Source organism: Myxococcus sp. AB025B, assembly GCF_006518215.1.
In the GTDB taxonomy this organism is placed as follows: Bacteria; Myxococcota; Myxococcia; order Myxococcales; family Myxococcaceae; genus Myxococcus; species Myxococcus fulvus.
On sequence record NZ_SRLW01000118.1, the window covers coordinates 17,938 to 28,436 of the forward strand.

Consider the following 10,499-nt stretch of genomic DNA (forward strand, 5'->3'; position numbering starts at 1 on the left):
TCCAGCTCCCACTCAGTTCACCATCGGGAAGCGAGCCCTCAACGCTTCGAGCGCCGCCTGCTCCGCCCGTTCGATGAAGACCTGCTCTCCTCGGGGGACATCGACACGGTGGTACCAGGACTCGAAATGCGAGTCGATGACCCTCGTCGCCGCTTCGACCTCGTCACGCGTCGCGGTGCGATGCGCTGTCCGAAACTTCGTCCAGAGTCGACTGACCCGCTCGTGAATGAAGTCCTGGACCACGGCGAGCCGACTCGATGCATTGATGTCCTCGGCAGGGAACAAATGTGCGTATTCCAGGGGGCGCCGATGATGGACCGGGTAGCGCTCGGGGAACGCATCCATGGTGGCGGCCAGGTCGGGGTGGACCTTCTTGTAGGCGGCTCGCGCGGCCTTTCGCAGTCCGTGCTTCTCGCCCAGGTCGAGCGGCGTAGACGCCAGCTTCTCGATGCGGGCCATGAGCGCGCGCAACTCACTGCGTTCGCTCGTGGTGAGAGCCCGCTCCCCTTCGAGTTGGACCTTCGCCCACAATCGCTCGAAAGCACGGCCCTCGCTCTGGGGAACACGGGACAACATCGTCCGCAGCCAGCCGCTCGCAGCCTCTTTGCCTTGCTGGAGCGCCTTGCGAACGACACCACCGCCACGCACGGCGAGGATGCCAGCTCCCTTGATGGCGATGGCGCCCACGTACCAGAGCGCCAGTTCCTGCACGCCCCGCTGCGCCAACCAGGTGAAACCATCCGAGACGCCTTCGCGCCACCGTCGCAAGATGTCTTCGTGCATCGCACGGTATTCGGCCGCGACCTCTGGCTCGAGTCCCTGCGGCGGCGTGAAATCGACAACTCGCGCGGACTCCACCCACCCTCCGCCGTCCCCTTGCGCCAACCGGATTCCAAACCGGACGGTGCGCTCCCCCAGGCCCTCCTGAAACGCTCGAGCCAGCCGCCCCACTTCATGAGCAAGCCGAGGCGGCACCCCTGAGGAACTGCCTGCTCCACTCCGAGTCACCTGGAAGCGGTGCAACTCCCACTGCGCCAGGCGACCGTCTTCTAGCGCCGCGTCAGCCTCCAGCCAGGCCTCACCACTCCGGGGAGCCCCCACCCCGGCCAGAAGGCGCGCCAGTTCCTCTGGAACAGCATCGCGTTCAGCATCGTCTCCCCAATGCACTGGGAGCGTCCTGGCCTCGGGCGGTCGCTCCGCGTGTCGATGGAACGCATAGTCCACCCGCCACTCGGCCTCGTCCCGATGCAGCGACAACACCACCTGCCCCGTGCGCTCCATGCCGTAGCCAGCAAGCACGTCTCTCAGCGCAGCTTTCGTGTCCGCCAAGGAAACCGGACGTCCGCGGAGCCCGGTTCGCTCGCGCGACTCATAACTCGTCCAGGTCAGGGCACCTCGCTCCAACCAGAACGTCAGCGTCAGATGGGCCCCTACCGAGCCGATGTCGGCGACAGCCGCTCCCACCTGTTCGACAACCCGAGAGACCTCTGCCTCGGAGGCCCGCCGCATCGCGGTCTCGTCCTCTGGCGAGAGGGCGCCACGTCCCAGCCAGACACCTCCGCCAGAACCCGCGGAGGTCGTCGCACAACCCGCTACCGAAAGAGCGATGGCGAGCAGCAGCCACATGCCGCCTACCCGAACGACTGCCACCCCGCGTCGCGGCGAATCGAGCATTTCCTCTCCATGAAATGACGGGCACCGCATCGCATCACGCCCGAACTCCACTCCGGGCGATACGACAAGAACCAGAGCGCGTTCGTAGCGCTTATCGCTCGGGCAACACGTACGTCACCGGCTTCGGCAGCATCACGCGGACTTCATCTCCCGCGCGGATGACGCCGGGCCGGTCCACCCAGGCCACGAGCCCCCGCTTCTCCCACGCGGCCTTCACGAAGCGGCTCGCGAGCTTCTCCTTGTCTGGATGGTGCTCGCCAATCACCTTGCCCGGCCCGATGCAGGGCTCGTTCTCCCCTTCCACCGCCAGCACCGCGTCCTCGGGGAAGAAGATGCGCGAGCCCGGTGGCAGGAACGTCAGCCGGGGGATGCCCACCAGTTCCAGGTTCGCTCCCAGCCACGACGCCAGGACCTTGGGGATGCCGAGCGTCTGGGCCACCACCGCCAGCTCCTCCGCCGACACCAGCGACAGCTGCCGCGTGTTCCGGATGGGCGTCCCCTTCGGATACCAGGGCGTGCGCACGTCCGCCGGGCGCGTGTGCCCCGCGTGCCTGTCCCCGTCGATGCCCTCGAACGTCACGCGCACCTCCGCCAGCTCGCGCGTGACGAAGGTCTTCTGCTCGGTGCACACCAGGACTCGGACCGCGCGGCCGAAGAGCTGCGGAGACGGAGGCATGCCCCTCTTCTACTCCGCTCCCCTACCGCTTCACAGCAACGCGAGCTGCTGCGGCTTGCCCCCGAGTGGCCGGGCATCCACCCCGTCGTCCCGCAGCGCCTGCGCCAGCTCCTCCGCGAAGCCGAAGCACGTAATCACCTCGCTCGCCCCCGTCGCCTTCACATACGCCTTCAACGACGGGAAGTCCGCGTGGTCCGACACCGGGAACGCCACGTCCGCGCCGTAGCGCCGCGCCGCCCCCGGGTCCATCGCCCACCCCGTCAACACCGCCGTCCCCCGAGGCCACAGGTGCGCCAGCGCCCCACCTCGCGCCTGGTGCGGCGGGAAGAACAGCACCTCGCCCGGCTCCACCGTCCCCGTGTAGCAGCGCAGGTTTTCAATCGGCACCCCCAGCTCTCCGTAGAGCCGGGCCACCTCGTAGATGGACGGGTGCGCCACCAGCGAGAACCCTCGGCCCGCGAGGAACTTCATCGACTCCTGGCTCTTGCCCAGCGGATACCCGAGCACCACCGGCACCGCACCCCGCTCGAGCTGCCGACGCACCCACGCCTCCACCTGCCCCATCACCTCGTCACGCGGCGGGAAGCGATAGCGCGGATGCCCGAAGGTCGACTCAATGACGAGCGTGTCGCACTCGGCCACCTCCGTCGCCTCGGCCGTCAGCGACGGCACCACGTTCAAGTCCCCCGTGTAGACCACGCGCCGACCATCCGAGCGGATGACTCGAAGCTGCGCGCTGCCCAGGATGTGCCCCGCCGGCAGCAGCTCCAACACCAACGGCCCCAGCTCGAACGGCCGACGGTACGGCGCGGCCAGGGGCGCGCTCACCGGCCCCAGCCGATGCTCCATGAAGCGCAGCGTCGCCGCCGTGGCGATGGTGCGCTCATGCCGGGCGATGTGGTCCGAATGCCCATGGCTCACGAAGCACAACGGCGACTTGCGCTTCGCGTCCAGGGACAGGAGGGTGCCCGTCAGGTGCATCCCGTTTCGACGCAGCTCCACGCTCATGGGAAGGCTCGCGGATATAGCGCGTCACGGGCCCGGCGCGCCGCTTCTCTTCGGCCCGCCGCATGCCCGCTCGGAGGGCGTCAGCCCGGCCCCTGGACTGTGCGTGACCTCCACCACGCCCAGGCCGGTGAGCCCAGCTCCGCCACCAGCACACCCAGGAGGATGAGCCCGCCGCCCATCGCCTCCGGCGCGCCCAGCCGCTCGTAGCCCAGCACCACCGAGTAGATGGACGCGAACACCGGCTCCAGCGCGTAGATGACCGCCGCGCGCACCGCGGACGTGCGCGCCTGCGCCCACGTCTGCACGCTGATGGCGAACGCGCTGGGCAACAGCCCACACACCAGCACCGCCATCACCAGCGAGGGCTGCCACTCCACCCTGCGCGTGACGAAGGGCAGGCACGCCGCGGACATCAGCGCCACGCCCCACAGCTGCACCGCCACCATCCCCAGCACGCCCTCCTTCGACGCGTACCGCTCCGTGAAGGTGATGTGCGCCGCGTACGCCACCGCGCAGCCGAGCGACAACATCTCCCCCAGGTTCAACCACCCGCCCCCCTCCCCCGGCGCCGGCCGCGTGAGCAGGTAGAGCCCCGCCGCCGACAGCGCCACGCCCACCAGCGCCGCGGGCTTCGGCGCCCGCCGGAACACCAGCAGCGTCAGCAGCGGGACGAACAGCACGCACATCCCGGTGATGAACGCCGAGCGCGACGGCGTGGTGAACGTCAGCCCCCACGTCTGGAGCGCGAAGCCCAGGAACAGGAACGTCGCCAGCAGCGCGCCGTGACGCAGGTTCCTCGGGTTCAGCACCTGCCGGCCCGCGAGCGCGCTCAGCGCCACCGCGCCCACCCCGAAGCGCAGCGACAGGAAGGTGAACGGGTCCGCGTAGCTCAGCGCGTCCTTCACCACCACGAAGGTGACACCCCAGATGAGGGTGATGAAGACGAGCGCGCCGTCCGCCTGGAGACCGCGGAGTCTCCCCAGGAAGGACGGCTCACGGCCCAGGCTGTCGGGAGTCGAGGCGCTCACGGAGGGCACGACGTTTCGCCTACCCCGGCGTGCCGCGCAACCCCCGTCGCGTCAGGGCGCGGAGGCCCGCTCCAGGACGACCAGGCGCTTGGAGCGCCCCGCCGCGTCCCACGCCTCGTTCGTGCGCCGGGTCAGCGCCTCCGTGGCGAGGCGGAAGCCCAGGCCCTCGAAGGTCTTCAGCGACGCGGCGTTGTCCTCGTCCACGTCCGCCTGCACGCTGGGCTCACCCTGTCGGTGGGACTCCTCCAGCAGGCACTCGAGCAGCTGCGTGGCCACGCCCATCCGCCGGGCCTGCGGCGCCACCACCAGCGAGCGCACCCAGACGCCATCCAAGGGCAGCCCCTCCTGGCGATACGAGTCCACCCACGCGAAGCCGTGCAGCCGCCCTTTCGAGTCCAGCGCGCCCGCCGCCGCCCCCCGCCGCTGGGTCGGCTCCAGGCCCCAGCGCTCTTGGAGCTGCCGGCGCAGGAAGCTGGCGGAGACGACCAGGCGCTCGCTCGCGAAGGTGACGAGCGCGTCCAAATCCTCGGCCCGCAGCAGGCGTATCTCCAGCGGCCCCACCAGGTGGCGCCGCAGGGGCCTGGACCAGTTGGAGAAGAAGAAGTCCCGCACGCCCCGATAGACTAGCCGGGTCCGGGGCTGTGCCCACGCGGACGCCAGCGTCCACTGCGTCACCCACAGCGCCGGACCCAAGGGCCGGGGCAGCGGCAGCAGCCACCTTCCACGCCGCAGGGCGACGGCGCGCCCCAGCAGCTCCCCGTCCGACCGCTCCTCGGTGCCCAGCAGCGGCGCCGTGCTCCACGGCTGGGTGGCCACCACCACCTGGGCCGTCAGCATCCTCCCCTGGCGCACCAGCACCACATCACCGCGCGCCGTCTCGTCCGGCCCGCAGCGCAGCACCCGCACCGAGTCACCGGCGCGCAACAGCGGGAACAGGCCCCCGCCCACACCGCGCACCCAGAGCTTCTGCCCGGGTGGCAGCGCCCTCAGCACGTCCAGCAGCACCTCGGTGGAAGGCGACTTCCGCGGCGGCACACGCCACCTCCAGGGAAGTCCGGCCCTGCTCGTGCCTTCCCCTCGTCCGCCGGAATGTAGCCCCTCCGCTCTCCCACACCAACCGACCCGGCCCCGGCCCCTATCCGACGCCTCGCCGTCCCGCTAAGAGGAGGACGCCACCCACCGGCCGGAGGGCGGCGCAAGGAGGAGTGAGGTCATGGACGCGACGCCCGAGGGCTCGCTGGTGCCGCAGCGGGGTTGGTGGAGTCGGAACTGGAAGTGGGTGGTGCCCGTGGGCTGCCTGGGCCTGCTGGCCTCGTGCGGCTGCCTGGGCTTCGCGCTGGTGGGGCTCGGCGTGAAGTCGCTGAGCAACATGGGCGCGTACACGGACGCGGTGGCCATCGCCCAGTCCGACGCGCAGGTGCGGCGCGCGCTGGGCACTCCCATCCAGACGGGCCTGCCGAAGCAGTCGGCGGTCCAGTCCATCAACGGCCAGACGCACGCGAAGTTCACCATCCCCCTGGATGGCCCGCAGGCCGACGGCACGCTCTTCATCGACGCGACGAAGCAGGGCGAGGACGAGTGGCGCTACGACACGCTCGTCGTGGAGCTCGAGGACGGCAGCCGCATCGACCTGCGCGACGACGCACCTGACGCCCCCGACGCGTTCCCCAGCGAGGAGACGCCCGAGGACGACGAGCCGCTGCCGCCTCCGCCCGAGCCTCCCGGCGCCGACGAGAACGTCCCGGCCCGCGGCGGCCGCGACAGCGACATCGAGCTGTAACAACGCGAACGGCGCGCGGGCATGCGCCCCGTCCGCGCCATCCCCCTGGAAGCCCACGGGGCGTGGGGCGAGTGCCTCGCGACCATGAGCCTCGCCCGCCCTGCGCCCCTGCAAGCCCACGGGGGCGTGCTCGCCCGCCGTCGGGTGTGCCCCCGGAAACGACGAAGGGGCGAGCGTGGGAACCCGGAGGTCCCCACTCCCGCCCCTCGTCAGCCCGAACGGGCCCGAAGCGCTACTTCAGCTTCTGCAGCTCCGAGCGTAGCTCGGGGAGGACCTTGAAGAGGTCCGCGACGATGCCGTAGTCCGCCACCTGGAAGATGGGAGCCTCGGCGTCCTTGTTGATGGCGACGATGGTCTTCGAGCTCTTCATGCCCGCCAGGTGCTGGATGGCGCCGCTGATGCCCGCGGCGATGTACAGCGCCGGCGCCACGACCTTGCCCGTCTGACCGACCTGCAGGTCGTTGGGAACCCAACCCGCATCGCACACCGCGCGGGACGCGCCCACCGCGGCGCCCAGGTCATCGGCCAGCGCCTCAATCTCCTTGAAGTCGCCCTTGGTGCCACGGCCACCGGAGATGACGACGCGCGCCTCGGTCAGCTCCGGGCGAGCGCTCTTCACTTCCTTGAACTCGACGAACTTCGTCTTGGAGGCTTCAATCTTCGGAGCGAAGGTCTTCACCTCGGCGGCGCCCTGGCCACCGGCGGCCGCGGTGAACTCGGTGGCGCGCACGGTGAACACCTTGACCGGCGTGTTGAGCTTCACCTCGGCGAACACGTTGCCGGCCCACATCGGGCGGTTGAAGATGATGTCCGCGCCCGAGCCCCCCAGGCCCGTGATGTCCGTGGCCATGGCGGCCTTCAGACGCGCGGCGAGGCGGGGCATCAGGTCCTTGCCCTGCGCGGTGGACGCCATGCCCACGAAGTCCGCCTTGAGCTCGGTGGCGAGCGCGGCGAGCGCGGGGGCGTACGTCTCCGCCAGGTAGTGCTCCAGCTCGGCGGCGGCGCCCACGTGCACGGCCTTGGCGCCGGTGCCCTTGAGCTCCTCGGCCACCTTGGCCGGGTCCTTGCCGAGGATGGCGATGTGCAACTCCGCCCCGGCCTTGTCCGCCAGCTGCTTGCCCGCGGTGATGGCGTTCAGGGAGGCCTTGCGGAGGTTCCCGTCCGGCTGCTGCTCGGCGACGATGAGAACGATTGGCATTGGAGTGTCTCCGTATCTTCCGAGAGGGTTAGACGACCTTCGCCTCGTTGCGCAGCTTGTCCACCAGCGTGGCCACGTCCGGCACCTTGATGCCGGCCTTGCGCGCGGGCGGAGACGCCAGCTTCAGGACCTGGATCTTCGGGGCCACGTCCACGCCAAGCCCCGCCGGCGTCAGCTCCTCGATGGGCTTGCTCTTGGCCTTCATGATGCCCGGCAGGCTCGCGTAGCGCGGCTGGTTCAGGCGCAGGTCCGTGGTGACGACGGCGGGCAGCTGGCACTCCAGCGTGGCCAGCCCGTTGTCGACCTCGCGCACCACCTGGACGGCCTTCTTGTCCGCGGTGAGCTTGACGGCCGGCTCCTTGTTCTTCTCCTCGGCGCTCTCCAGCGACTCCACCTTGGAGGCGAACGTGGCCTGGCCCCAGCCCAGGAACTCGGCCAGGTACTGGCCCACCTGGTTCTGGTCGTCGTCGATGGACTGCTTGCCCAGGATGACCAGGTCCGGCTTCTCCTTCTCGGTCACCTTCTGCAGCAGGCCGGCGATGCCCAGCTGATCCAACGGGCCCGTGTGGTTCACCCACACGGCGCGGTGCGCGCCCATGGCCAGCGCGTGGCGCAGCTGCTCCTGCACCTCCTTGCCGCCGATGGACACCACCACCACTTCACCCTGGTGCTTGGCGACGAGCCGGAGGCCTTCCTCCACGCCAATCTCGTCGAAGGGGTTGATCTTGTACTTGAGCCCCTCCTGGACGATGCCCGAGCCATCGGGCTTCACCTTGATTTTCGACTCGGGGTCTTCCACGCGCTTGGCGGTGACGAGGATCTTCACGGCGGCTTCTCCTTGCGGGAGGCGTTTTAGAAGGCTGGAAAACAGTCCGGCGCGCTTGGATTGACGCGACGCGCGAACGGCCTGGGTTAATAGGCATCCGGGCACCACGGCGGCAACGGGAAACGGCCGCCGGGCCCAGTTCTGCTTTTCTACTTGAACAGTTCTCGAGCGATGACGAGGCGCTGGACCTGGCTGGTCCCCTCGTACACCTGGATGAGCTTCGCGTCGCGCATCAGCTTCTCCACGGGGTACTCCTTGATGTACCCGTAGCCGCCGTAGACCTGGACCGCGTCGGTGGCGACCTTCATGGCCATGTCGGCGGCGAAGGACTTGGCGTAGCTGGACTGGAGGGTGTTGCGCTTGCCCTGGTCCAACAGCCACGCGCTCTCGTAGGTGAGCATGCGGGCCGCGTGGGTGTTCATGGCCATGTCGGCAATCATGAACTGGATGGCCTGGTGCTCGATGATGGGCTTGCCGAACGTCTTGCGCTGCGAGGCGTACTCCATGGAGTGCTCGAGCGCGGCGCGGGCGATGCCCACGGAGAACATGGCGGTCAGCGGGCGGCTGTTGTCCAGCGTGGCCATGGCGATGGCGAAGCCCTGGCCCTCCTCGCCGATGCGGTTTTGCACCGGCACGCGCACGTCCTCGAACGTGAGCGACACGGTGTCGCTGGCGCGCTGGCCCATCTTGTTCTCGTGCTTGCTGACGGACAGCCCCTTGGGGCGGCCCTCGACGACGAAGCAGGTGATGCCCTTGTGCTTCTTCGCCTTGTCCACGGTGGCGAACACCGTGTACTGCTCGGCGTGACCGCCATTGGTGATGAAGCACTTCGCGCCGTTGATGACGTACTCGTCACCCTCGCGGCGCGCCGTGGTCTGCATGTTGGCCACGTCACTGCCGGCCTCGGGCTCGGTGAGGCAGAACGAGGAGAACTTCAGCTTCTCGGCGAAGTGGCCGAGCAGGCGCTTCTTCTGCTCCTCCGTGGCGGCGAGGATGATGGGCAGGTTGGCCAGGTCGTTGGCGATGATGGACGTGGCCACCCCCGCGCAGCCCCAGCTGAGCTCCTCCGCGACGATGGTCTGGTCCAGGTGCGACAGGCCCACCCCGCCGTACTCGGACGGGATGGCCATGTTCAGCAGGCCCAGCTCGAACGCGGTGGCCAGCAGGTCCCGAGGGAACGTCGCCGTCTCATCGTAGTGCGCCGCCTTGGGGCGGACGACCTCGCGGGCGTACTTCCGCGCCGTCTGCTGCAGCGCGCGCTGGTCCTCGGAGAGCTCGAATTCCATGAGATTCCTCGTGATGGGGTCGACGTGTTGACTCGGGAGTCAACGAATACATGCCGTCACGAGAAATCTCCAGCCCAACCCGCCTGGGAAGTGGGTGGTGCGCGGGGGGTCGGCCGGCGCCCCGGGGGCCTGTCCTCTGGCACCCGGGGACGAGGCACGTGATTACTTCGCGGCCTTGGGGACCTTTTCCCAATCCGCGAGGAACTTCTTGATGCCCGCGTCGGTCAGCGGGTGGTTGGCCAGCTGGGTGATGACGTTGTACGGCAGCGTGGCGACGTGGGCGCCCATGCGAGCCGACTGGAGCACGTGGACGGGGTTGCGCACGCTGGCGACGAGCACCTGCGTGTCGAAGTCATAGTTCTGATAAATCTCCAGGATGTTGGAGATGAGCTCCATGCCGTCCTGGGAGATGTCGTCCAGCCGGCCGACGAAGGGCGACACGTAGGTGGCGCCGGCCTTGGCGCACAGCAGGGCCTGGTTGGCGGAGAAGATGAGGGTGACGTTGGTGCGGATGCCCTCGGCGGTGAGCGCCTTGACGGCCTTCACGCCCTCGACGCCCATGGGAATCTTCACCACGACGTTGTCGTGGATCTTCGCCAGGGTGCGACCCTCGGCGATGAGGCCTTCGGCGTCCAGGGAGACGGCCTCGGCGCTGATGGGGCCGTCGACGATGGAGCAGATCTCCCGGATGGTCTCCTCGAGGCCGCGGCCGACCTTGGCCAGCAGCGAGGGGTTCGTCGTCACGCCGTCCACGCAGCCCATCGCGTGGGCCTTGCGAATCTCCTCCACGTCCGCGCTGTCGATGAAGAACTTCATCTGTTCACTCTCCTGGATGGGCCCGCGAATGAGGGCGAGGGATGGGGTCGACTCCGAGGGAGCCGGGCGAGCAGGCGCGTAACCGATGCCCCCCCACGCGTCAAGGGTGGCTCCAGGCGGGAGTGGGAGGTAGAAGGCGAAGCCGTCGCCATGGCCCGCTCCCCACGCTCCGCCGCCAAGAAGCCCCGTCTGCGCGCCCTCCCCGGC

10 protein-coding genes are annotated in these 10,499 nt (G+C 69.1%); 1 reads left to right on the forward strand and 9 read right to left on the reverse strand.

Translation table 11 applies throughout. The features are described from left to right. Positions 1 to 12: 12 nt before the first annotated feature. The 5 genes from FL311_RS20590 to FL311_RS20610 all read right to left on the reverse strand — a co-directional run bounded on the left by FL311_RS20590 (position 13) and on the right by FL311_RS20610 (position 5,421). Entirely contained in the window at positions 13 to 1,674 is a 1,662-nt protein-coding gene (locus tag FL311_RS20590; protein ID WP_141327347.1) for a hypothetical protein, read from the reverse strand. A 91-nt stretch (positions 1,675 to 1,765) separates the two neighbouring features. Next, positions 1,766 to 2,350 (reverse strand): MOSC domain-containing protein, encoded by a 585-nt coding sequence (locus FL311_RS20595; RefSeq protein WP_141327349.1) that lies wholly within the window; start codon positions 2,348 to 2,350, stop codon positions 1,766 to 1,768. 30 nt (positions 2,351 to 2,380) lie between these two features. After that, positions 2,381 to 3,358, reverse strand: a complete 978-nt coding sequence (locus FL311_RS20600) for an MBL fold metallo-hydrolase (protein ID WP_141327351.1) — start codon at positions 3,356 to 3,358, stop codon at positions 2,381 to 2,383. Positions 3,359 to 3,438: 80 nt separating this feature from the next. Continuing rightward, positions 3,439 to 4,386, reverse strand: a complete 948-nt coding sequence (locus FL311_RS20605) for a DMT family transporter (RefSeq protein ID WP_141327353.1) — start codon at positions 4,384 to 4,386, stop codon at positions 3,439 to 3,441. Positions 4,387 to 4,437: 51 nt separating this feature from the next. Beyond that, positions 4,438 to 5,421 carry a GNAT family N-acetyltransferase gene (locus FL311_RS20610; RefSeq protein WP_141327355.1) on the reverse strand — a complete coding sequence of 328 codons (984 nt, stop codon included), beginning with the start codon at positions 5,419 to 5,421 and terminating at the stop codon, positions 4,438 to 4,440. A 178-nt stretch (positions 5,422 to 5,599) separates the two neighbouring features. On the opposite strand from FL311_RS20610, the gene FL311_RS20615 reads away from it, so the two are divergent. Next, positions 5,600 to 6,166 carry a cytochrome c oxidase assembly factor Coa1 family protein gene (locus tag FL311_RS20615; RefSeq protein WP_141327357.1) on the forward strand — a complete coding sequence of 189 codons (567 nt, stop codon included), beginning with the start codon at positions 5,600 to 5,602 and terminating at the stop codon, positions 6,164 to 6,166. Between the two features lie 232 nt (positions 6,167 to 6,398). Here FL311_RS20615 and FL311_RS20620 read toward each other — a convergent pair whose 3' ends face one another. The 4 genes from FL311_RS20620 to fsa form a co-directional block, all read right to left on the reverse strand. Next, a complete protein-coding gene (locus FL311_RS20620) occupies positions 6,399 to 7,364 on the reverse strand; it encodes an electron transfer flavoprotein subunit alpha/FixB family protein (RefSeq protein ID WP_141327359.1) in 966 nt (321 codons plus the stop codon). Positions 7,365 to 7,392: 28 nt separating this feature from the next. Next, complete coding sequence (locus tag FL311_RS20625; RefSeq protein WP_046715805.1) at positions 7,393 to 8,190, reverse strand: electron transfer flavoprotein subunit beta/FixA family protein; 798 nt, start codon at positions 8,188 to 8,190, stop codon at positions 7,393 to 7,395. A 149-nt stretch (positions 8,191 to 8,339) separates the two neighbouring features. Then, a complete protein-coding gene (locus FL311_RS20630; RefSeq protein ID WP_141327361.1) occupies positions 8,340 to 9,476 on the reverse strand; it encodes an acyl-CoA dehydrogenase family protein in 1,137 nt (378 codons plus the stop codon). Between the two features lie 162 nt (positions 9,477 to 9,638). Further along, the gene (gene fsa, locus FL311_RS20635; RefSeq protein WP_141327363.1) at positions 9,639 to 10,292 is read right to left on the reverse strand and encodes a fructose-6-phosphate aldolase; all 654 of its coding nucleotides are present in this window, start codon (positions 10,290 to 10,292) and stop codon (positions 9,639 to 9,641) included. Positions 10,293 to 10,499 lie beyond the last annotated feature (207 nt).

Coding starts and splice junctions, on each gene's coding strand:
- FL311_RS20590 (WP_141327347.1), bottom strand. CDS start 1,674: ATGCTCGATTCGCCGCGACGCGGGGTGGCAGTCGTTCGGGTAGGCGGC.
- FL311_RS20595 (WP_141327349.1), bottom strand. CDS start 2,350: ATGCCTCCGTCTCCGCAGCTCTTCGGCCGCGCGGTCCGAGTCCTGGTG.
- FL311_RS20615 (WP_141327357.1), top strand. CDS start 5,600: ATGGACGCGACGCCCGAGGGCTCGCTGGTGCCGCAGCGGGGTTGGTGG.
- FL311_RS20600 (WP_141327351.1), bottom strand. CDS start 3,358: ATGAGCGTGGAGCTGCGTCGAAACGGGATGCACCTGACGGGCACCCTC.
- FL311_RS20620 (WP_141327359.1), bottom strand. CDS start 7,364: ATGCCAATCGTTCTCATCGTCGCCGAGCAGCAGCCGGACGGGAACCTC.
- fsa (WP_141327363.1), bottom strand. CDS start 10,292: ATGAAGTTCTTCATCGACAGCGCGGACGTGGAGGAGATTCGCAAGGCC.
- FL311_RS20630 (WP_141327361.1), bottom strand. CDS start 9,476: ATGGAATTCGAGCTCTCCGAGGACCAGCGCGCGCTGCAGCAGACGGCG.